15 protein-coding genes and 1 tRNA gene are annotated in these 23,281 nt (G+C 65.3%); 9 read left to right on the top strand and 7 right to left on the bottom strand.

Translation table 11 applies throughout. From position 1 onward, the window contains the following. Positions 1-22: 22 nt before the first annotated feature. From FPP74_RS08075 to FPP74_RS08060, 4 genes are all read right to left on the bottom strand, one after another. Positions 23-6,832, bottom strand: a complete 6,810-nt coding sequence (locus FPP74_RS08075) for a non-ribosomal peptide synthetase (protein ID WP_144717865.1) — start codon at positions 6,830-6,832, stop codon at positions 23-25. A gap of 17 nt (positions 6,833-6,849) precedes the next feature. Then, positions 6,850-7,317 (bottom strand): phosphopantetheine-binding protein, encoded by a 468-nt coding sequence (locus FPP74_RS08070; RefSeq protein WP_186439414.1) that lies wholly within the window; start codon positions 7,315-7,317, stop codon positions 6,850-6,852. Between the two features lie 25 nt (positions 7,318-7,342). Further along, complete coding sequence (gene glyA, locus FPP74_RS08065; protein WP_070574443.1) at positions 7,343-8,602, bottom strand: serine hydroxymethyltransferase; 1,260 nt, start codon at positions 8,600-8,602, stop codon at positions 7,343-7,345. Positions 8,603-8,882: 280 nt separating this feature from the next. Next, positions 8,883-9,587: a TetR/AcrR family transcriptional regulator gene (locus FPP74_RS08060; RefSeq protein WP_070524518.1), complete on the bottom strand. Its 705-nt coding sequence runs from the start codon at positions 9,585-9,587 to the stop codon at positions 8,883-8,885. Between the two features lie 171 nt (positions 9,588-9,758). On the opposite strand from FPP74_RS08060, the gene FPP74_RS08055 reads away from it, so the two are divergent. The 7 genes from FPP74_RS08055 (at position 9,759) to FPP74_RS08025 (ending at position 18,464) form a co-directional block, all read left to right on the top strand. Continuing rightward, entirely contained in the window at positions 9,759-11,576 is a 1,818-nt protein-coding gene (locus FPP74_RS08055; RefSeq protein ID WP_070524520.1) for an ABC transporter ATP-binding protein, read from the top strand. Next, complete coding sequence (locus tag FPP74_RS08050) at positions 11,573-13,312, top strand: ABC transporter ATP-binding protein (RefSeq protein ID WP_070524522.1); 1,740 nt, start codon at positions 11,573-11,575, stop codon at positions 13,310-13,312. The genes FPP74_RS08055 and FPP74_RS08050 overlap by 4 nt, the downstream gene beginning before the upstream one ends. Before the next feature lie 85 nt (positions 13,313-13,397). Then, positions 13,398-14,669, top strand: a complete 1,272-nt coding sequence (locus FPP74_RS08045) for an MFS transporter (protein ID WP_070524524.1) — start codon at positions 13,398-13,400, stop codon at positions 14,667-14,669. Positions 14,670-14,907: 238 nt separating this feature from the next. After that, positions 14,908-15,537 (top strand): MptD family putative ECF transporter S component, encoded by a 630-nt coding sequence (locus FPP74_RS08040; protein WP_070574239.1) that lies wholly within the window; start codon positions 14,908-14,910, stop codon positions 15,535-15,537. Beyond that, on the top strand, positions 15,534-16,244 hold the full coding sequence (locus FPP74_RS08035; RefSeq protein WP_070777127.1) for an energy-coupling factor transporter transmembrane protein EcfT: 711 nt from the start codon (positions 15,534-15,536) through the stop codon (positions 16,242-16,244). The genes FPP74_RS08040 and FPP74_RS08035 overlap by 4 nt, the downstream gene beginning before the upstream one ends. Positions 16,245-16,300: 56 nt before the next feature. Then, the gene (locus FPP74_RS08030) at positions 16,301-17,737 is read left to right on the top strand and encodes an ABC transporter ATP-binding protein (RefSeq protein WP_158522252.1); all 1,437 of its coding nucleotides are present in this window, start codon (positions 16,301-16,303) and stop codon (positions 17,735-17,737) included. After that, on the top strand, positions 17,727-18,464 hold the full coding sequence (locus tag FPP74_RS08025; protein WP_070574245.1) for an alpha/beta fold hydrolase: 738 nt from the start codon (positions 17,727-17,729) through the stop codon (positions 18,462-18,464). Before FPP74_RS08030 ends, FPP74_RS08025 begins: the two co-directional genes overlap by 11 nt. Positions 18,465-18,566: 102 nt before the next feature. On the opposite strand, the gene FPP74_RS08020 is transcribed toward FPP74_RS08025, so the two are convergent. Both FPP74_RS08020 and FPP74_RS08015 read right to left on the bottom strand, forming a co-directional pair. Beyond that, a tRNA-Pro gene (locus tag FPP74_RS08020) sits at positions 18,567-18,640 on the bottom strand. A 79-nt stretch (positions 18,641-18,719) separates the two neighbouring features. Next, the gene (locus tag FPP74_RS08015) at positions 18,720-19,571 is read right to left on the bottom strand and encodes a metallophosphoesterase (RefSeq protein ID WP_255456101.1); all 852 of its coding nucleotides are present in this window, start codon (positions 19,569-19,571) and stop codon (positions 18,720-18,722) included. A 112-nt stretch (positions 19,572-19,683) separates the two neighbouring features. Between FPP74_RS08015 and FPP74_RS08010 the strand changes: the two genes are divergently transcribed. Then, positions 19,684-20,136: a GatB/YqeY domain-containing protein gene (locus tag FPP74_RS08010; protein ID WP_144717861.1), complete on the top strand. Its 453-nt coding sequence runs from the start codon at positions 19,684-19,686 to the stop codon at positions 20,134-20,136. 13 nt (positions 20,137-20,149) lie between these two features. On the opposite strand, the gene FPP74_RS08005 is transcribed toward FPP74_RS08010, so the two are convergent. Then, positions 20,150-22,621: a transglycosylase domain-containing protein gene (locus FPP74_RS08005; RefSeq protein WP_095535926.1), complete on the bottom strand. Its 2,472-nt coding sequence runs from the start codon at positions 22,619-22,621 to the stop codon at positions 20,150-20,152. Positions 22,622-22,984: 363 nt separating this feature from the next. On the opposite strand from FPP74_RS08005, the gene FPP74_RS08000 reads away from it, so the two are divergent. Then, a complete protein-coding gene (locus FPP74_RS08000) occupies positions 22,985-23,263 on the top strand; it encodes a WhiB family transcriptional regulator (protein WP_095275337.1) in 279 nt (92 codons plus the stop codon). The last annotated feature ends 18 nt before the right edge of the window (positions 23,264-23,281 follow it).

Below are 23,281 nucleotides of genomic sequence, written 5' to 3'. Positions count from 1 at the left end.
CCACACCAGGCTGAAGTCGACGCTAGGCAACGGCTATGTCACCATCGCCGAACACCGCCAAGCACTTGGAGTCTAAACAACAACACACAAGCCCACGGGGGCACTCCAACAAAACATCCGCAGGCCCAAGGGGCCGCGTGTTCGTCATCGTGTTCTCGTCAAACACGCCCCGGCCGAGCCCGAGAAGTTGGACGCTGAACCCGTCCAGCAGCAGATAGTCGACCGCGATTCCCACACGCACTCCGTCGGGATGACGGATGAGCGCGGTCGCGAACGTCGGCCACGTCGACAGATCGAACGAGGAACGTGCAAGCAGCTCGTGGAGCCTGGCCGAGGCCGACTGCTCATCGTCGGCGTGGCCGATGGTCACCGGTGGAGCCGGTAGATCCTCTGGTGGGAGGATGCGCTGCTGTTCACCCTCGACGATCACCCGAAGCATGTCGTGTCGGTCGATCATGCGACGCCAGGCCTGCTGCCAGCGGTCGATGTCCACGCTCTCGGCGCTCAGTTCCAGATAGTAGGTCGTGCCGATGTTGCCCAGCGGCATCCCCGGAGCACGGCCCCGCAGATAGGCCAGCTGCACGTCGGTGAGCGGGAAAGGTTCGTGCCGCTGGGCCAGACCCGGTGCCAGCTGCAACGGGAGAGCATCTGAGACGGCCGGGCGTAGGCGCTCGGCGAAGTCGGCGAGCACCGGATGCTCGAAGAGCGCTCCGACTCCGACACCGCCGAGTGCCCTGCCCGTGCTCGGCGCGTCTCGTAGCCGAGCCACGACCCGGGTAGCGGCGAGGCTGTCGCCACCCAGGGCGAAGAAACTGTCAGATGGTGCGGGCAAGGTCGGCAGGCTGAGAACCTCCGCCCATACCGCGGCCACCTTGTCCACACGCTCGTCGGACCGACTGCTTGACTCGGGCGATGCCGGTGTCTCGGGTTCCGCGTTCGTGATCGCAAAGATCTTGGTGGCAACTGCTTCTCGGTCGAGTTTGCCATTGCCAGTCAGCGGGATGGCCGGAAGCTCGACGACAACGTCTGGGCGCATGGTGGGCGCGAGGAGACCCGCAGCATGCCGAGCGATCGCGTCCAGGTCGAGGCCGCCATCCGCGTCTCGCTCGTCATCGGCCGAGGGGGCAACAACCGCGGCGGCAATCCGGTCAGCTGTGCCCCGCAGCACCACGGCGGCGGCGCTGACAACATCGGGGTGGTCCCGCAAGGCCGCCTCGATCTCGCCGAGTTCGATACGATGCCCGCGCACCTTGACCTGGCCGTCGTCACGTCCGAGGAACTCGAGCAATCCCGCCGGCCGGTACCGGCCGAGGTCACCGGTCCGGTACCAGCGGTGGCCTCCCACGACAGGGAAGCGTTCTCGTGTTCGCTGCGGATCCCCGAAGTACCCGTCGGCAAGGCTGTCGCCTCCGATCCACAGTTCGCCGGGCACCCAGTCCGGACAGTCCCGTCCAACACCATCGACCACCCGGAACGTTTGCCCGCCGAGCGGAGTTCCGTAGGGCACGCTCGCCCATCCGGCGATGCCGTCGGCGACCGGGTAGAAGTTCGACCAGATACCTGCTTCGGTCGCGCCGCCCATCGCGATCAGCCGTGCGCTTGGGGCAGAGTGTGCGAGGCGATCGGCCAGGTCGAGTGGCACCCAATCCCCGGACACGAAAGCGATCCGCAGACTTGAGCTGGTGTCTGGGTGCCATGCCGCTGCGGTGACGTACATGTCGAGCAGCTGGGGCACGGTGTTCCAGACGGTCACGCCGTGGTGACGGACGAGGTCGTGCCATTCGTCAGGGTCACGCCGCTGGTGCTCCAGCGCGCAGATCACCTCCCCGCCAGCGGCGAGAAGCCCGAAGATGTCATACACCGACAGATCGAATTCGAGCGCAGAGATCGACAGAACTCGATCAGCCTTTGTGATCCCGAACCGCGCGTTGATGTCGGCGATCGTGTTCCAGGCGGCTCGATGGCTCATCTGCACGCCTTTGGGTTCGCCGGTGGAGCCCGAGGTGAAGATCGTGTATGCCGTCTCCGAAGCCTCTGTCGGGGCAGGTTCGGGGAGCGGGTCGAGGTCGTTCAGGTCGGGCAGGCTGTTGAGGACCAACCGAGGCTGCACGGTTCGCGTGATGCGCTCGATCCTGGCGGTGGGCTGATCGACTCCGATCGGTATGTAGCTGGCGCCGGTGGCGAGCGTTCCGAGCACCGCGATGACCTGGTCTGGGCCCTTCGGCATGCTCACGGCAACGGCGTCGCCGCGTCTCACTCCGTTCTGCTGAAGATGCCGGGCCAGGCGAAGCGCCCGCTCGGCGAGCTGACCGTAGGTGAGAGATCCCGACTCGGATGCGCCAGGCAGTCCCCAGCGCAACGCGACAGCCGCTGGTTGCTTGGCTGCCCTGGCGAAGAACTCGACATGCAAGGCATTCGCCTGTGGCGCGAGGCTGGGCACGGCATTGACGCGAGCACGGCTGTCCTGTTGCGCCGCTGGCAGTGCGACGTCTGCGGGGATCGCGTCAACGTCTGCGGAGTCGATGAACGCGTCCACGAGACCGAGGTAGGCCTCGAACATCGCCGAGACGAGTCCCTCCGGAAAGAGTCCTTCTACCGAGTCCCAGCTGAGTAGCAAGTCCCCAGCCTGCTCAACTACCTGATGATCGAGCCACACCTGCGAGGTCTGTGATGCGCCGTCGGCGTACGCTGGGAACCCGCCTGGCGCATCGTCGAGGAGCCCGCCGCCAATGCCGAGGGTGCTGGTGAACACGACCGGAAAGATGGCCTGGGTGATCCCCTCAGTCAGCGCGATCCGCTGTTGCACTTCCACTGCCGAGACACTGCGATGCTCAAGTGCCCGGGCGAGTTCATCCTGCACCTGACGCGCGAGGTTCACGAGATCGTCCTGCCCATCAGGACGATGTGCGAGCAGCAGCAGCGAACTGAAGTCGCCGATGACGGAATCGACATCGTCGTGCACGGGCTGGCGGTCGAACAAGGTGAGGTTCAGCGTCAGCTCCGGGCGGGCGCTCCACCGCGACAGCGTCTGTGCGTAGCACGTCAGGAGGAGCGCTGAAGGTGTGAGCCCGACCAAGGCCGCTCGTTCCCGCAGGAGCCGATAACGTGCACGGGGCACCCGGTGGGCGACGCGCGCAAAGCGGGGCCGCCCGAGGGCCGCAGGGGCCGAGGCCAGCGGCAGTAGAGGAGCTGGCGGCAATTCGGGACCCACACGGTCCCAGTACGCCTCAGCGCGGGCCTTGTCATCCGGATCGACGGCGACTCCGGTGAGATAGTCACGGAAGGTGAGACCCAACGGCGGCAGGTCGAAGTCAGGATCGTCGTACAGATGTGCCAGTTCAGACAGAAGTGTCTTCACACTGCGCCCATCGAACACGATCGGATCCACGACGATCCCGACCCTGACACGTGCAGACGGTCCGTACTCGACGGCCATGGCAGCATAGGGCGGCTCACTGGCCAGATCGAACGACCGCCGCCGCAAGGGTTCCAGCAGCGTTCGTGCGGCTTCAAGAGTGGGTGCGGTCAGTCGGGGAAGCTCGGTCACGGTCATCTGTTCGACCACTTGCTGGCGTCCGTCCCGAACCGTGACTCGCAGCATGTCGTGGCGCTCTGCCAGGCGCCGCCACGCGTTCTCCCAGCGCTCATGATCGAGACGGTCACCATCGAGCTCGAGATAGAAGTTCGCGCCGATTCCGCCCAGGACGAGCGTCTCGTCACGCCCGACGAGGTAGGCATGTTGCACGGGTGTCAACGCGAAGCGCTCGAAGCGGGCCTCAGGGTGGGCGCGAAGTACCGCGTTCTCAGAGCGCGGCCCGGCCTGCGTCGTGCGAAGAGTAGATGCGAACCCTCTCACCGTGCGGCCCCGCATCAGGCCGGATATGGTGCATTCAGCGATCGCTACGCCTCCCGGCAACGTGCAGGTGCGCAGTCGGGCCACAGAACGGGTCGCGGTGAGGCTGTCACCGCCGAGTCGGAAGAAGTCATCATCTCGTCCCGACACAGTGATACCCAACAGCTCGGACCACACCTGTGCGATTGCCTCCTCCACCGGCCCCTGCGGTGGTTCGCCGTCGACGTCCGCTGAAAGAGCGGCCTCCTGCAGGAGAGCGGCCACCCGCTGACGGTCCACTTTGCCGTTGCTGTTCAATGGCAGGCTGGTCACGCTCACGATGAGTTCCGGCACCATCGCCTCAGGGAGATACCTCCTGGCCCGTTCGCGAATGGCCGCGTCAAGGTCCGGCGCATGGTTTTCAGGGTCATCGACGACGGCAAGCACGCGGATCCGCGGTCTCTTCTCCGCGTCGATGACGGTCGCGACTGCCCGCCGAACGCCGGGATACTGCTCAACCGCGGATTCGACCTCGCCGAGGTCAATGCGATTACCGGCGATCTTGACTTGGAAGTCTGTACGCCCGAGAATCTCCAACTCGCCGCTGTCTCGCCAGCGCACGAGGTCACCGGTCCGATACCAGCGGTGCCCGTCCCGCTCAACGAACTTCTGCGCAGTCAGCTCGTCGTTGTCGCGGTAGCGGCCGTGGACACCCGCCCCGCCGATCCAGAGCTCGCCCGCGGCCCAGTCTGGGCGATCACGCTCCTGTCCATCGACGACCCGCACTTTCTGATTGCGCATCGGATGCCCATATGGAATCGACCGCCACAAAGGATCGATGTCGTTGACGTCGAAGAGTACCGACTGGATCGATGCTTCGGTCGCGCCTCCGAGCACAACGCACCGACAGCCGGGGGCCAAACGCGCCAGTCGGCGGGGAAGATCCAACGCCACCCAGTCACCACCCAACATCACCAGCCGCAAGCGGGCGACCAGTCGGGCGGCGGGCGGGGACGACTCGGCGACCGTGAGCAGCATATCGAGGAGCACGGGCACGGTGTTCCAGACGGTGATCGGCGTGTCGGTCATCAGCTGCATCCACGCATCAGGGTCGGCGCGGCGGGCCTCATCTGGGAGGACGACGGTTCCACGGACGCTGAGCAATCCGAAGATGTCGACGACAGACAGGTCGAATTTCAACGCGGACACGGCAAGCACAGCATCGGTGGGGCCGACCCCATAGCGGTCATTGAGATCCTCGATGGTGTTGCTTGCCCCACGATGGGTGATCTCCACTCCCTTCGGAGTGCCTGTAGAACCGGAGGTGAACAGCACATAGGCTGGCCCATCGGGATCAGAACGACGGGCTGCCGACAGCGGGGTGGCTTCCAGAGCATCAGCGATTCGTACGATGGCCGGGCTACCGGGCAGATCCTCTGGAAGATGGGCGTTGGCGTCGGTGATGACGGCTACCATCGGAGTGGCGCGGTATATCGCCGTCTGTCGGGCAGGCGGCTCATCGACGCCGATCGGTACATAGGCGCCGCCGGCGGCGAGCACACCGAGAACGGCTGCCACTTGTGCGGGACCCTTCGGCAGGTTCACTGCGACCAGGTCGCCGGCTCTGATCCCGGAGGCGTCCAAAGCACCGGCCACACGCAGGGCCTGCTCACACAGACCGCCATAGCTGAGGGAGGCTGGCCCCTCGGCGGTTTCCCATGCAAGCGCAGTCGCCTCAGGACACTCGGCGGCCACCCGGAAGAAGGGCTCGTGCAGGATGTTGGCCCGTTGCGGTGCGCCGGTGTCGTTGACAGCGGAATGCCGGGCTGCCTGCGCAGGGGGCCGTAGGTCGTCAATGGGGCGTTGCCAGGCGGCGTCGTCTGCGACGAGCTGGGACAGCACATCCCGGTACGCACCGAACATCGACTCAGCCACACCGGGGGCGAAGAAGCCCTCACGGACGTCCCAGTTCACCAGGTAGCCACCATCGAGTTCCGTGGCCTGCGCGTCGAGCCATACCTGCGGCCCCTGTGAAACGAGCCAGACCGGATCACCGAAGACCTCCCGCACGTTCGGTGCGAACAGTTCTCCCAGGTTGAGCGCACTCGTGTACACGACGGGCGCCAAGACTCGTTCTCCTCCGGCGAGGCGGGACAGATCGCGCAGCACTTCGATGCCGGGATAGGCGCGGTGATCGATCGCCGCTCGCAACTCCTGTTGTAGACGAACAGCTCTTTCGGCAAACGGCATACGGTCCGTGACGTCCGCGGCCAACAGCACTGAGCTGCTGAAATCTCCGACCAACTGTGGCACCTGGGCGTGTAACTCTGCGCGGTCGAAAAGTGGCAGGTTGAGCAGGAACTGCGGATCGGTGGCCCACCCGCCGATGGCCTCGGCAAAGGCAGTCGCCAATGCCATTGCCGGCGTCACGCCGTGCTTTCGCGCGGCGTGTTCCAGTCGTTGGCGCTCCGCTGGATTCAACCAGTGGTGCAACCGCTGCACGCGCGTCGACGTCCGCCCGGGTGCCTGCCTCAGGCGCGGCAGGTCAGGAGCACCAGGCAGTGTGCGCAACCGTGCCTGCCACCAGTCGCGAGCTTCGGCATACTCCCGTGTGTGAGTCTCGGACTGTTCCGCCTGACGGCGGTCAGCAAGATACTGAGGGAAGCTGTACGTCAGGCTCGGCAGCACGGAGTCCGGGTCGCGATAGTAGGTAGCGAGATCGGCCATGAGGACCCTGAAGCTGGCTGCATCGGCGGCAATCATGTCGAGATTGATGTGCAATCGCGTTCTGGTCTCACTCATCAGCGACACCGCGACATCGAATACTTGTCCGGAGGCGATATCGAGTTGTCGATGTGAGGCCTCGTGACGAACACGTTCTAACGCGGCGGCCTGCTCCGCGTCATCGAGGTCACGTAGATCATGAATGGTGAGGCCCGGCCACGCCGGCTGCGGGAGAATACGCTGCCGCCCGTCGTCGCCGATCGCGACTCGGAGCATCCCATGGCGTTCTAAGATCAGCCGCACGGCTCTGTCGAGTTGGCCCGTGTCGATGCCGGGGCATCGAACTCGTTGTACAGATGTGTTGCCACACCTCCGAACTCCATGTCCGCGTCTCGTCCGGCCCAATATGCATGCTGCATGAGCGCGAGGTCGAACGGCTCGCCAGGACTCACTGGTGGTGCCGGGTCCACAGCCTCGGGCTCGGTGCGCGGGGCATCGAGCAGTCGCCGCCAGGCGCCGAAAGTTGGGCGTTCCGCGAGCTGTTCGAAGGTGGCCGATATTCCGAGTCGGCGGGCTTGGTTGATGACGGACATCATCCCGAGCGAGTCGAGGCCGAGCTTCAACGGCTCGGCGTCATCGCTGAGGGCTCTGACATCGCAGCCGAGCCGCGCGGCAATCAATTCCGCGATGATGTCCGACGGACGCGCGTCGGCGTCGGACGATGACCCTAAGGGGACAGCTCGATCAACGTTGGACGACATGGATCTCCTTGCTGCGTATGGGTGTTCAGGGCAGGCTGGTTGTGGCATAGAGCGGATACTGGTTGGCCAGTGCCGAGACGCGGCTCGCCAGGCCGGGAACGTTCTCCGCTCGGGCCAGGGCGTCGGCCAGGATCTCGGCGACCTCGGCGAAGGCGGAGCCGTCGAAACCGCGAGTCGCAAGGGCCGAAGTGGCCAGCCGAAGCCCAGAAGGTCGACGGGATGTGCGTGCCTCGTTCGGAACCGTATTGCGATTGACTGTCACGCCAATACTCTCCAGATGCCGTTCTGCGTCTGCACCGTCGGTGAACTGGCCTTGTTCTATTGCTTCGGACAAATCAAGCAACACGAGATGACAGTCAGTGCCACCGGTCACCACCTGGATCCCCGATGATCTGATGTCGGGCTGACAGAGCCGCTCGGCGATCATCTTCGCGCCTTGGAGTGTTCGCCGTTGGCGCTCGACAAACCCAGGTCGGCCGGCGAGATGGAAGGTGGCAGCCTTGGCGGCGATGCTCTGATTGAGCGCTCCGCCTTGGTGCCCAGGGAAAACAGCCGCGTCGATTCGGTCGGCCAGTGAGCCCCGGCAGAGGATCAGCCCACCGCGCGCACCTCCGAGAGTCTTGTGGGTCGTGCTGGTGACGACATCGGCATACGGCACGGGCGAGGGGTACACACCGGCTGCGATCAGGCCAGCAAGGTGCGCCATATCCGCGACGAGAAAGGCGCCGACCTCGTCGGCGATGTGTCGGAATCCGGCCCAGTCAACCGTCCTCGGATAGGCTGTCCAACCTGCAACGATGACTCGCGGTCGATGCTGGCGCGCGAGACGGGCCACGGTCTCCAAGTTCACCAGCCCGGTATCGGCATCTAGGTGATACCGGACAGCTTTGTAGAAGGTTCCTGAAGCATTCATTGTCGTGCCGTGTGAGAGGTGCCCGCCGTGGGAAAGGGCCAAACCCATCACCGTGTCACCAGGTTCCATCAGGGCGCCGAACGCAGCGGCGTTCGCCTGAGCTCCAGAGTGCGGCTGCACATTTGCGTGGTCGGCGGAGAACAGCTTCCGAGCCCGATCAATCGCGAGACACTCAATCTCATCGATATGGGCACATCCGCCATAGTAGCGACGGCCCGGATATCCCTCGGAATACTTGTTTGTCAGCACCGAACCCTGCGCCTGAAGCACGGAGATCGGCGCGAAGTTTTCCGATGCGATCATCTCCAACGTCTGCCGCTGACGTGACATTTCCTCCGACACGAGGGTGTGCAGCTGGGGGTCTGCGTCCATCAGTGACACGTCGAGATCGTTGTGCGCTGGCGGCGACGCTCTGCGAGTTGACCGGAGGGACTCATCGGAGTCCGGCGGCCAGGCGTCAGTGCTGTCTGTCGCGGACAAGGCAATCACCTCCGATGGGCTCGGCAAGCGCGGGTGACCGGAGATCCGCCTCGGAAGGGTGTCCGCGCCGGGAAGGACCGACAATCCGATGCCAGGTGTGCAGTGCACAAATTATCGATCGGTGCCAGTGTACCCGATGCTCTTAGGCGAGGCTACCCTAATGAGATGTTGCCTATGGTTTCATCGGCTGTCTCGTCGCGATGCGGGCTGCGACGCCGTCGAGTGCACGTTCGACTGCGTAGTTGTAGAGCCTGTCGAGGTCAAAGGCATGGGCGAGCGTGTCCGCGAACATTGCCGCCCCTGGATGCTGACTGTCCTCGGACAAGACGCCGAGGCTTGCGAGGATCGCGTCCTGAAGCTTGGGGTCGACATCTCGCTCGTCTTCGGAGGCGATCAGGTGCACGGCGGTGTTCAATAGCATGATGTGTGCGGCGGGCGCCTCGTCGCCCAAGCCGGCTTCAGCGAGCTTGCTGACCCCGGTATCGATCATCAGTACCGCCGCAGGGACGGTCGTGGCGGCCATGCCGAGCCAGCGGGCGACGCCGGGGTGTGCGGACAGTGTGTCGTGCAGCGAGGTGAGGAGCTGCTGATACCACGGTCGCCACGAGAGTTCTGGTGACGGTAAGTCGACTGAGCGCATGACGGCGTCGACGATGACGCGGTCGACCTCGTGGCGTGGGCCGACGCGGTGCACGATCGCCGTCGGCCAGCAGCCGACCTCTTTCGCGAGGTCCCGAGTGGACCACCCGGCTAGGCCGCGGGCGGCTGTGAGGCGGACTCCGGCTTCGATGATCTGCTCTGTAGTCAAGGGGGCTTCGTCCGCGGCGGTGCGCGGTCCGCGCTGGCGTTTGCTCTTCTTTGCCTTCGGCTTTGTCATGCTCGGCTCCCATCCGCGGAGTGTCGTGCCACCACGATACCCGGCGTGGTTGTCCGTTGGACAAACGCGCCGGGTAAGGGTACACTCACTTCAAAGATTTGTGCACTGCACAGGGCTCGCGATCGGGGACCGTGCAGATCGCCGATGAGTGGATGCTTGAAAGGATGGCTCATGCCCGATGATGCGACCGCTACTCAGGCTGTGTTGCCCGACGCTGAATCCGAGTCGGCCCCGGACACGCTTGAGCCCGAGACGAGAGCCGCTGGTAGTGGCAAGAGCCTCGGCTCGCTGCTCGCTCCGGTGCGTGGGCGGCTGATCCTGGCGGGGGCGTTCCAAGCGCTTGGCGCGCTGACGTCCCTGGTGCCGTATGTCGCGATCTATCGGATCGTCGAGGAGCTGTTGCAGCCGGCAGCCGCGAGCGGGAACGTGGTGTGGGCGTGGGCGGTCATCGCCGTGATCGGCGTGTTGGTGCGCACTGCCGCGACAGGGGCGGCATACACCATCACTCACGGAGCGGACGGAACGGTTGGCCAGGCGCTTCGGCGGCGATTGACCGATCGGCTGTGGCGGGTGCCGCTGGGCTGGTTCGGAGAACGCTCCTCTGGTCAGGTGAAGCGCCGCCTGCAAGATGACGTGCACGACGTGCATCATCTGGTGGCACACGCGATCAACGACCTGGTGGGAGCGATAGTGGCCCCGCTCGCGGGATTCGTACTGCTGTTCGTCGTCAACTGGCGATTGGGCCTGGTGTGCCTGGTGCCGGTACTGCTGTACTTCGTCGGACTGAGCGTGATGATGCGCGGAAATACGGAGAACGCGGCACGCTGGGACGAGGCATTGGGCCGGGTGAACTCCCGGATCGTGGAGTTCGTGCAGGGCATCGCGGTCGTGAAGACGTTCGGCCGGACACGCAGCACGCAGGAGCGCTACCACGCAGTCGGTGACGAGCTGGCCGTGTTCTTCGAACGCTGGATGGGACCACTGCTACGCGTCAACGCGCTGGCGAGTGCGGTACTGGCACCGCCGACGGTGATCGCCCTGGTGCTCGCGACAGGGGCCTGGTTCGTCCATTCAGAGTGGGCGGCTCCGGCCGAGGTGCTGCTGGCGTTGATGATCGGGGTTGGACTGGGTGCACCGGTGCTGAACATGGGGATCGGGGCGCAGGCAATGCGCACCGCCACCGCGGCAGCGGCGCGGCTGGGCGCCCTGCTCCGCACCCCGGTACTACCGCAGGTCGCGCATCCACGCACCCCGGAGGGTGCCGTGGTGGAGTACGACGGCGTGCGATTCTCCTACGATGGGCAGACCGACGTGCTCTCGGACATCGACCTCGTACTGCGACCCGGCACCGTCACAGCACTGGTGGGCCCATCGGGCTCCGGCAAGTCCACGCTGGCGCGGCTGCTGCCCCGGTTCTGGGACGTCACCGACGGTGCGATCCGGATCGGCGGAGTCGACCTGCGGCACGCGGCTCCCGAAGAGATCTACCGGCGAGTCGCATTCGTGTTCCAGGACAACGTGCTGCTGCGCATGAGCGTGCGCGACAACCTGCGCCTAGCGGCCCCGGACGCCGACGACGAGACCGTGGAGGCGGCAGCGCGAGCGGCACAGATCCACGATGTGATCATCTCTATGCCGCAGGGCTACGACACGATCGTGCACGAGCAAGTGACGCCGTCCGGCGGTGAGACCCAGCGGCTGTGCATCGCACGGGCCATGCTCGCCGACGCTCCCATCGTGGTGCTGGACGAAGCCACCGCCTTCGCAGATCCCGAATCAGAAGCAGCCGTCCAGGACGCCCTGTCAACCCTGATCGCTGGCCGTACGGTCCTCGTCATCGCGCACCGGCTGCGCACGATCACCGACGCGGACCAGATCGTGGTTCTCGAGGGCGGTCGGATCGTCGAGAACGGCCGCCATGACGAACTGCTGGACCATGGCCGGCTCTACGCCGCCCTGTGGAACGCCCAGGAAGGAGCGACCGCATGATCCGGAAGCTGCTGCCGATCCTCGCATCGGACGACCGGGCGAGGATGCGCGTCTTCCTCACCGTCTGCGTCGCCTACGGGATCCTCCAGGGCGTCGCGCTGCTGCTGGCAATCCCCGCACTACGCCACCTGCTCGCCGGTGAAGCTTCTGCGAGCTGGCCGTGGATCCTCTCGGTGATCGGTGCCGCTGTCATCGCGGGCATCGCGTTCTCGATCCAGAGCGTGCTGGGATCCCGGATCGGGCTCGCCCTGATGCGCCGCCTGCACCGCAGCATCATCGACCACCTCGGCGTGCTGCCGGTGGGCTGGTTCTCCTCCGATCGCACCGGAAGACTCTCGCAATCAGTCTCCCAGGGCACGACCGCCGTGTGGACGGCCGCCTCGACCCTGATCCAGCCGCTGGTGACCGCCGTCGTCACGCCCATGACCATCGCGATAGGACTGCTGTTCATCGACTGGCCGGTGGCGCTGACGATGCTGATCGCCGCCCCGCTCCTGTACCTGGTGTACCGGTGGGCGGCTGCGCTCGCGGAGCGCTCCGCCGATCAGATCGACCAGGCGGCGGTTGAGGCGGCCGGACGCGTCGTGGAGTTCACTCGCGCCCAGCCGGTGCTGAGGGCCTTCCGGGCCGATCAGGCCGGCAACGGCATGCTGGAGAGAGCACACCGCGCCCAACAGGAGGCCTCCCGCCGCTCGCTGCGCACCAGCCTGCCCGGCCTGATCGGCTTCGCGACCGCCGTGCAGTTGGTGTTCGCCGCCGTCATCGTCATCGGCGTGTGGCAGTCCCTCACCGGCGCGGCGAGCGCGGCGACCGCCGCCGTGGTGCTGTTCGCCGCCGCGCGCTTCACCGGTCCGCTCATCGACGCCGCCGACCTCGGCTCCGCGCTCCGGCTCGCCGGTCACGACCTGGATCGCATCGCCGATGTCCTCGACGAACCCGCGCAGCCCGAGGGCACAGACAGCATCGACCAGGCCGGAGAACTCGCCTTCGACCACGTCGACTTCGCATATCCCGGGGGCCGGCAAGTGCTGCACGAGGTGACTTTCTCGGCGCACCCGGGAACCACTACCGCTCTGGTAGGGCCGTCAGGATCGGGCAAGAGCACGATCCTGCAGCTGGCTGCCAGGTTCTTCGACCCCGACGCAGGCACTGTGCGCATTGGCGGTGTCGATGCCAGGCTGCTGCCGGTACAGACCGTGATGGAGCAGCTCTCGGTGGTCCAGCAGAACGTCTATCTGCTCGACGACACGATCGAGGCCAACATCCGCTTCGGAAACCCGGAGGCCACCGACGACGAACTGCGCGAGGCGATCCGTCTGTCCCGCGTCGACGAGATCATCGACCGGATGCCCCACGGCCTCGACACGCAAGTCGGCGAGGCTGGAGTCGCGCTCTCCGGCGGTGAGCGTCAGCGCGTATCCATCGCACGAGCCTTCCTCAAGGACTCGCCCATCGTGCTTCTCGACGAGATCACCGCATCGCTCGATCCCGAGAACGCGATCGCCGTCCACGCCGGGCTGGCGGCACTGTCCGAAGGCCGAACCATGCTGATCGTCAGCCACGACCTGACCACGATCGCCGGAGCCGACCAGATCCTCGTCCTCGGCGACGGCGCGATCGTAGAGCACGGCACCCACACCGATCTCATCGCCGGCACAGGTCTGTACGCCGACTTCTGGGTCGAACGCGAACGCGCCCGGGGCTGGCGCGTCACCGACCCCACCGATGCCTCATGAAACCACACGCGAAAACAGCGCGGTGTGCGCACACATGCGACGCCGCCGTCGTGACCGACCCGGACGCACTGAAGGGCCCCCAAGGATGACGACAAGCAACCCCGCGCCCACCGCGCAGATCAAGCTGGTGCTGACGGCGGTGTTCCTGGCCTACCTGGCGCAGATGACGCTGAACCCGATCATTGCCCCGCTCTCACGCGAGGTCGGGCTGGCCGAATGGCAGGTCGGGGTGACCATCAGCACGGCAGCGATCATGGTGGTGCTCACGGCTCAGATGTGGGGGCGGCGGTCGCAGTCGCTGGGACGCAAACGTGTTCTCGTCGCGGCGCTGACCCTCGGTGCGATCGCGACGGCAGCTTTCGCGCTGATCTCCCAGCTCGGCATGATCGGCGTTCTCAGCGGCACCGTTCTGTTCGCGCTGTTCGTCGTGCTGCGCGGTATCGGGTTCGGCACCGCCATCGCCGCTATTCAACCGACCGCGCAGGCCTACATCGCTGACGTCACCACCGATGAGACCACACGGATCAAGGGCATGGCCGGTGTGGGTGCGGTCCAGGGCGTGGCTCAGATCGCCGGTTCCGTTGTCGGTGGTCTACTCGCCGCGTTCGGGCTGATGGCCCCGATCCTCTCCGTCCCGGTGCTCCTCGCCCTCGGCCTCGTGCTGGTCGCCCTTCGGTTGCGCCCCGAGGCACGCGCCACCTTGATCGAGAAGCCAGTGAGCGTCCGGCCGACAGACTCGCGGGTGTGGCCGTTCCTGCTCGCCGGGTTCGGCATGTTCACCGCCCTGGGGTTCATCCAGATCATCACGGGCTTCATTGTCCAAGACCGACTCCACCTGGACGCGAAGACAGCCGGAGTGCTCACCGGCGCGGCCCTCCTGGCCGCAGGTATCGGCATGATCCTCGCCCAGACAGTCGTTGTTCCCAAGACCGGGTGGAGCCCAGCCACCCTGCTGCGTGTGGGCGGCGTGGTTGCGCTGCTCGGATTCCTCGTGCTGATCCCCGATGCCGGGCCGGTCGCCCTCTTCGGATCGATCACCCTCATCGGCCTCGGATTGGGTACCGCCATGCCTGGTTACACCGCCGGGCCAACACTGCTGGTCTCCCGAGAGGAACAAGGAGGCCTGGCCGGCCTCATCGCCGCCAACATGGGTCTCACCTTCGTTGTCGCACCCACCGCCGGAACCGTCCTATACGGGGCTTGGACCCCTCTGCCGATCATCATCGGCGCGGCCATCATGGCGATCGTGACCCTGTTCGTTCTGCTCCACCCCCGATTCCGACGCATCCCGATGCCGCCCGAAGGCGACGCGACGAACTCGGACGTGCCAACGCAGGACGCCGGCCATGACTGTTGAGACAAACGTCGTGAGCGGCCTCACCAGGGGCCTCGAGCCTGCGTCGACGCGTGTCCGAACCAGGAACACTGGGGGCACGATCGGAGCAGATCACCGCTTTCGACTCCACCTTCCATATGAGCCTGACTCCTCACGGCTCTCGAAGACCGCGAGCGGATACGCACCATCTCGATGGCGCAGTCTCGCGCGCAAGGCCCACTGGTGACTTCCTACATAAACACTGCTTGAAAGGACCGCTATGAACACTCCAACCCAGGACAATCCCTCCTTGTCGCGAAGGCGTCTGGGGGTCAAAGACCTCGTCACCATTGGCATCTGCGGCGTCCTCGCGATGGTGATCAACACAGTGATCGGCATGATCCTCACCCCGATCTATGGTTTCGCTTACCCCGTCGTCGGAGGCGTGTGCGCGCTATTCTCAGCCCCGGTGTACGTGCTGATGAGCTATCGGGTCGCCAAGCGCGGAACCGCTGTGCTGTTCTACCTGATCATCGCGATCATCTCCGCGCTGCCTGGCTTCTTCTACATGATCCCCTTCTACCTGGCCGCCGGCCTGATCTGCGAGGCGATCTTGTGGCGCCCGGGAGCGTACCGCAACGGCATGCTCAACGCTGTGACCTACATGATCTTCGGAATCATGTTCTCGATCGGCTCCTACCTGCCCATCTACCTCTTCGGCGACACCTACTATGACCAGTTCGAGAGCATGGGCGCCTCGGCCGAACTGTTCCTACGTTTCGCGACCTCCCCGGGTGCAGTGGCAGTGTCCGTGATCGCCGGTGCCGTCCTTGCCCTGCTCGGGCACTGGATGGGGCGGAAACTGCTGTCGAAGCACTTCGTCAAGGCCGGGATCATCACCGCCGCATGAGACCAGGCTGGCTGCGGTTCGACCCGCGCACAACGATGCTCCTGCTCCCGTTGTGCAGCATGCTCACGCTCCTCGTAGACCAAACGGGCCTGCTCTGTCTCGTCGCCGGAGCATCGGCCTATCTACTGCTCACGGGCATGTGGCGGCAGGCCGTGACTGGCGTCTGCGTGTTCCTACTGCTGTATCTGGTGCAGTACGCAATCGTTAAGTATGCGACCGGGACTGTGCTGATGCTCGGCTTCATGGTGTTCTTCGCAGCACGTATCATGCCCGTCGCGATGCTGGTGCAATGCCTTGCCGGGACACCACCAGGTGAGCTCATCGCGGCGTTGCAGCGACTCCGAGCGCCTCGTGCGCTCGTGCTTCCCTGCGCGGTCATTCTGCGCTTCCTGCCGACCATCGGGTCGGAGTTCGCATCGATCCGCGACGGGATGAAACTGCGAGGCCTGTCCGCGCTGTCGTGGCGGACTGCGGTACACCCGGTGATGGTCATCGAATCGATCTACGTGCCCCTGCTGATGCGGAGCATGAAGGTATCCGACGACCTGTCGGTCTCCGCGGCCACCCGCGGGGCCGACAACCCCGGCCCCCGAACATCTCTGCGGCAGCTTCGCTTCCGACCAGTCGACGTGATCGCCGCGGCATGCGCGATCATGGCGCTCGGATGGGTGCTGGCCGACCAGCTCGTGACAGGCACAGCGATATGATCCACCTCAACGACGTCACCTTCTCGTACACGGCCGGGACAACGCAACTGCGTCACGTGTCCTTCCAAGTCAACTCCGGCGAGTTCGTCGTCCTCACCGGGCCCAGCGGCTGCGGCAAGACCACCCTCACCCGAGTCCTCAACGGGCTCGCCCCCGGGTTCTACGGTGGGGAACTCGAAGGCAACGTGCAGATCGACGGGACGAACGCCCACGAACTGCAACCGTGGGAGTACGGGCGGCTCGTCGGCAGCGTGTTCCAAGATCCGAAAACCCAGTTCTTCGCACCAGTCGTGCGCGACGAACTGGCATTCGGATGTGAAAACTACGGCATCCCACCCGAGGACATCCAGACACGCATCGAGGACCTCTCACACCGGCTGGGCGTCAGCCATCTCCTCGACCGGGCACTCCTCACCCTCTCAAGCGGCGAAAAGCAGAAGGTCGCGGTCGCCGCTGCGGCAGGCACAAGGCCTCCCATCTACGTAATGGACGAACCCTCCGCCAACCTCGATCTCGACGCCACCCGAGAACTCGCAGGAGTGCTGACGACGCTCAAGGAGTCCGGCAGCACCATCGTGATCGCCGAGCACCGCCTCACCTACCTCATGGACCTCGCCGACCGGATCGTCTACATGGACGACGGGGCCGTCCGACAAGAATTCACCCCTGCACAGCTGCAGAACCTGTCGCAGGGCACACTCGATGAACTCGGCCTGCGTGACCCGGCTCTCCGCACCATAGAACCAGGAGCACAACATGCCTCCCGTACCACAATCGGCGGCGCCCCTGCCGTCGAAGTCGCAAACCTCACTGTCCGCAGGAAACGACGCGGCGCATCACTGTTGACGAGCCTGGCGTTCACCTTGCAACCGGGTGAAGTCGTCGCACTCGCCGGACCTAACGGCGCCGGGAAGACCACGCTCGCCCGCACCCTGTGCGGCCTCGAGCGCGCAGGCAGAGGCACAATCTCCCTGCGCGGCGCCCCAACGCGCCGAGCCAAACGGTCCCTGAACACGTGGTTCGTCATGCAGGACGCCGACAGCCAGTTGTTCTCCGACAGCGTGCTCGGAGAAATGACGCACGGCACCAAGTCCACCCCCGACTCGATGGCCCAAGCGCAACGCGTTCTCACCCAGCTCGGGCTGTGGGCGCACCGGGACCGTCACCCGGGCTCGCTGTCCGGTGGGCAAAAGCAGCGTCTGAGCATTGCTGTCGCACTCATGCAAGACCGACCGCTCATCATGCTCGATGAGCCGACTTCGGGACTCGACGGAAGAAATCTCCGCCGCGTCGTCGACTGCATCACCGAACAGGCCGAGCGCGATAAAACGATCCTGGTGATCACTCACGACCCGGAATTCATCCGGAAGGCCTGCACCAGAATGCTCCTGGTCCGAGATCAAACCCTCGCAGCAGACATCCCAATCGAACCAGACGAATTTGGACTCGTCTTAGACCATCTCACAGGGAAGACGGCCAGACATGACGAGTAGTTTCGCTCTGCTCCTTCACGGCGGCATGCACGGGGCTTGGTGCTGGGAGAGGGTGATCCCACATCTGCGGCATCGGACGATTGCCATCGACTTGCCTGGCCGACCCGGGGCCGGAAAGCAACCACCGACACTAGACGGATTTGCCGAAACCGTCGTCGACGCCATCAACGATGAACCAGGAGACGCTGTTATCGTTGCCCATTCACTGGCCGGGATAGTCGCATTGGCGGCCGCCGAACGGGCTCCGGGGAAGATCAGGAAGACCATCTTCGTTTCTGCAGTAGTTCCGCCATCGGGCTCGTGCTTCTGGGATATGCTGCCTGCGCCTCTGCGGTGGTTCGGCAGGTTCCTTCTTAGCGGAGATAGAACATCGATAATGCCCCGCTGGATGGCTCGAGCAGTGTTCTGCAATGACTTGTCGCGCGAGGACCAAGACCGATTGCTTGATCGTCTTGTTCCTGAACCAGTAAAGATACTCGATACTGAACTGCACTACAAGATTCCAGAGAATATCGGAGTCAGCTATGTTCTCACGACCCGCGATCGAGCTATCCGACCGCGAACGCAAGAAGAATACATGAACTCGCTCCCCAAGCGGACGCGTCACTTCACCTTAGATAGTGGCCACAGCGCTTGGTACTCCCGTCCGACCGAGCTTGCCGAAATCATCAATGCAGAGATTGAAGACGATGATTCTTCAATCCCACCCGGGTTCATGCGAAGCTGAAAGAGGCCGATCGTGTGGTGCTGTCGAGCCGCGGAGCTTGAAAATGGGCCCCAACAAGGCACAGCAAAAACCCCGCCCGAAAGGGCGGGGTTTCAGTAACTGTCGGGATAACAGGATTTGAACCTGCGACCTCCTCGTCCCGAACGAGGCGCGCTACCAAGCTGCGCCATATCCCGGTTGTAACTGCTCTGCTGAGCGGTACCTGGGATACTTTAGTCTAGCGTCGCTGTTTGGCCAAAACGGCAGGTCAAGTGCCTACTCGGCTCGTTCGGTGATGCGCAGCAGCGCTGCCGACGGCGGGCAGAACAGTCGCACCGGCGCGTACTTGGAGGTGCCGAGCCCGTTGGAGACCTCCATCCACATCTTCCCGTAGCGGTGCAGGCCGGAGGCGCGCTCGCGGTCGATGTCCGCATTCGTGACGATGGCGCGCTCGCCCGGCAAGCAGATCTGCCCGCCGTGCGTGTGTCCGGCGAGCGCGAGGTCGTAGCCGTCTGTTTCGAATTGGTCGAGGACGCGTCGATAAGGTGCGTGCAACAGGCCGATCGACAGGTCCGCGTCCGCATTGGGTGCTCCCGCGATCTCCTCGTAACGGTCCAGGTCGTGGTGCGGGTCGTCCACACCGGCGAGCGCGAGTCGGACGTCGCCGACCTTGAACTCGAGGCGGTGGTGGGTGGCGTCGCGCCAGCCGCGCTCGATGAACGCGGCGCGCATCCCCTCCCACGGCAGGTCCACGTACGACGGCTCGCGCTTCTGGTCCAGCAGGTACTTGAACGGGTTCACGGGTTTCGGCGCCCAGTAGTCGTTGGTGCCAAAGACGAACGCCCCGGGGCGGTCGAGCAGCGGCCCGAGCGCGTCGAGGACCCACGGCACGCCGCGTAGGTCCGACAGGTTGTCGCCGGTGTTGATCACCAGGTCGGGCTCGAGCGCGTCGAGGGAGGAGACGAACTCCACTTTGCGCTTCGCCCCCGGGATCATGTGCAGGTCCGCGATGTGGAGGACGTCGAAGGAGTCCTTCCCGCGCAGCGTGCCGGGCGCGAGCAGCGGCAGCTCGTATTCCTTGAGCTGGAAGTTGGAGGTCTGGCTCGCGCCGTACGCCAGCGCGCCCATGCCGGCTGCGCCGAGGCCGCCGATGGTCGTTGCGATAGTTTTCAGCTTGCTCACCCGCCCAACCTTAGTGTGCCCCCGCCGTCGTGGGGGTGCGTCGCGTATCGTTTGCCCTATGAGTGCATTGAAAGATCAGATCCGCGCAGACCTCAAGGAAGCCATGAAGGCGAAGGAGAAGGAGCGCACCGGCACGATCCGCATGCTGCTGGCCTCCATCCAGGCCGCGGAGACCGAGGGCTCCAAGCGCGAGGTCACCGACGAGGACATCCAGAAGATCATCGCCCGCGAGGTGAAGAAGCGCCGCGAGTCGGCGGAGATCTACTCGCAGAACGGCCGCGAGGATCTCGCGGATTCCGAGCTCGCCGAGGCGGAGATTCTGCAGGGCTACCAGCCGAAGCAGCTGGATGATGCGGAGCTCAAGGAGCTTGTCGACGCCGCCGTGTCCGCCACCGGCGCCACCTCCATGGCCCAGATGGGCCAGGTGATGAAGGAGGCGACCGCCAAGGCCGCTGGCCGCGCCGACGGCAAGCGCATCTCTGAGGCAGTCAAGGCGCGCCTCTCCCAGTAAGCGCCGACCGCGCCTACTGCTGGCCGTTACCGCCGAGAATGTTGCCGATGTTGTCGGCGGCGTCGCCAAGCTGGCGGCCAATATCATCCAGGTTGACCGGTGCCTCCGGCGCCTGGGGCGCCGCCGGGCCCGGCGGCGCGGGGGCGGAGGGGGCGGCCGGCGACGGGTTCGCCGGGGCCGACGCATTGGGGGAGCCAGCGCCACCCGCTCCGGCGCCGGAGCCGCCCGAGCCGTCGGAGGCGTTGATGGTGACCAGGCTGCCGGGGGCAAGGTTCGGATCCGCGGGGACGGCGGAGACGACGCTGTTGAACGGCGCGCCGCCGCCGGCGACCATGTTGACGGTCACCGTGTAGCCCAGGCCCTGGAGCCGGGCGCGCGCGGTGTTCGCGTCCAAGCCGACGACCTGATCAATCGGTCCGCGCCTCGTGCCCTTGTCAAAGGCGCCGCTGGCGGCCGGGATGCCGGCCGCTGCCGCGCCGGGCACGCCGTAGGCGGTTTGGAACCAGGTGCGGGCGGCCTCGTTGCCGCCGTACAGGTCGCCGTAGGAGCACTGGCGGACCGGGCCGGTGCACAGCGGGGTGGTCTGGGTGCCGTCGTTGAAGATGTAGGTCGCTGCCGCCATCCCGCGGGTGAACCCGAGGAACGCGGAGGACTGGTGGGACTCGGTCGTGCCGGTCTTGGCGGCGACCGGGGCGTTCCACCCGGCCGCGGCGGCGGCGTCCTTCGCGGTGCCGTTCACGGCGTCGCCCGACATGCCCTGCGCCAGCGCATTCGCGATGTCGGGCTCGATCGCCTGCTCGCAGGCGGGGCGGTCGATGAAGACCTCCTGGCCGTGCTTGTCGCGCACGGACCTGATCGGGTTCGGCTCGCACCAGCGGCCGTTGGAGGCCAGCGAGGCGCCCACGTTGGACAGCTCCAGCGCGTTCACGGCGGTGGGGCCGAGGACGAAGGCGCCCATGTTCTCGTCCTTGGCGGCCTGGGCGACGGAGCGGTCGTCGCCAAATGAGCCCTCGTCCAGGTAGGAGCGGAGCCCCAGGCGCACGGCAATGTCCACGGTGCGCGCGACACCGACCTGCTGCACGAGCTGGATGAAGGTGGTGTTGGGGGACTGCGCGAGGGCGTCGCGAAGCGAAAGGCGCGGCTTGTAGGTGCCCGCGTTCTCCACGCAGTACGCGTCGGGCGGGCAGTTGGCGGCGCCGCCCTTGCCCATGCCGTAGACGACGGCGCGGGTGGGCGTCTCCAGCATGGTGTCCAGGCCGTAGCCCTGCTCCAGCGCGGCAGCGGCGGTGAAGATCTTGAACACGGAGCCGGCGCCGTTGCCCACCAGGGAGGTCGGCTGCGGCATGATGGTCTGGCTCTGCTCCAGGTCCAGGCCGTAGTAGCGCGACGAGGCCATGGCCAGGATGTCACGGGAATCCGCGCCCGGCTTGATCACGTTGACCACCTCGGCCACGCCGTTGGTGTACGGGCTGACGTTGTTGCGCGCCGCCTGCACCGTGGACTCCTGCACCTGCGGGTCCAGGGTGGTGGTGATGGTGTAGGAACCGCGCTCAAGCTCCTCCAGGGGCAGGCCCTTGTCGGCGAGGTAGCGCAGCGCGTAGTCGCACATGAAGCCGCTGTCGCCCGCGGTGAGGCAGCCCTGGGGGAGGGTGCGCGGCGTATCCACGATGCCCAGCGGCTTGCCCGCCAGCACGTCGGCCTCGTGCTGGTCCAGGAAGCCCTGCGCGGCCATGTTGTTCAGCACCACGTTGCGGCGCTCGGTCGCCCCGTCTGGGTTGGTGTAGGGGTTGAGGTATTCCACGGACTGGAGCAGGCCGATGAGCAGCGCGGCCTGGTCCGGGGTGAGTTCCTTCGCCGAGGTGTCGAAGTAGGTGCGCGCGGCGGCCTCGATGCCAAACGCGTGGTTACCAAAGGAGACGAGGTTGAGGTAGCGCGTGAGGATCTCGTCCTTGCTCAGCGTCTTGTCTAGGTCCGAGGCCATGCGCATCTCGCGCAGTTTGCGGGGGATCGACTGCTCAGTCGCGGCCTGCGCTTCCTCGTCGTCCTTTGCGTCCACGAGCCAGAGGTAGTTCTTCACGTACTGCTGGTTAATCGTGGAGGCACCCTGCTCCACGCCGCCGGCGAGCACGTTGGTGACCATCGCGCGGGCAAAGCCCTGCATGTCCACGCCCTCGTGCTGGTAGAAGCGGCGATCCTCGGTAGAGACCAGGGCGTCCTTTGCATACTGCGAGATCTTCTCGCTGGGCACCTCGTAGCGGCGCTGGTTGTAGATCCAGGCGATGGGGGTGCCGTTGACGTCCGTCACCGTGGTCACGCCGGGCACCTCGCCGCCCGACATGTCGGAGAGGTTTGACTGCATCGTCTCGTCGGTGCGGGCAATAGCCATGCCGCCGATGCCCGCGACGGGGGCCAGGCAGAGCGCGATAGCGACGCCGGCGGCGAGGAGCGCGGCGAGAAGTTTTCCTAAGGAACTCAGTGCAGACACGCCTTTACCTTAAATGATCGGCGTGCCGCGGGTGAATACATATCTCCCCCCAAAAATGTGACCCATTCGACAGGGGTTGGGGTATGTGAATACACTTACAGGCGCAAAATGCATACAGCATTCCTGAAGCTTATTTGCCAGGTTGCGGGGCCGCGATTGGGAACCTGCAGCAAGGTAACGGTAGGCCGATGTGGGTGCCGCACAGGCTTGACGTAGTATAAATTGCGTCAAGGTGTGAATTATGCACGAACGCCCTCCCGAAAGGAGCCCGCCATGACCACAACACTCGGACGCAACGAACTGCACGCCGGACTGCGCGCAGCCTCTACCACCGCGCGAAAGTGTGACGCAGACGGCAACCTCATGTTTGATCGCGGGGAATGGGTGACCAGGGCGCATTGCCGCAACGGCGATCCGGACGCGCTGTTTGTCCGCGGTGCGGAACAGCGCAAGGCTGCGGCCATCTGCCGCCGCTGCCCGGTGCAGATGGAATGCTGCGCGGATGCGCTGGACAACAAGGTGGAGTTCGGCGTCTGGGGCGGCCTTACCGAGCGCCAGCGTCGCGCCGTGCTGCGCAAGAACCCCGATGTGACCGACTGGGCCGAGTACCTGTCCTCCGGAAAGGAAATCGAAGGGCTCTAACACACGTACGTCTTGCGG

Origin of the sequence: Corynebacterium sp. NML180780, assembly GCF_007786415.1 — a bacterium.
In the GTDB taxonomy this organism is placed as follows: Bacteria; Actinomycetota; Actinomycetes; order Mycobacteriales; family Mycobacteriaceae; genus Corynebacterium; species Corynebacterium gottingense.
Note: the sequence above shows the minus strand (reverse complement) of the source record. Positions and strands in the feature narration are given on the sequence as shown.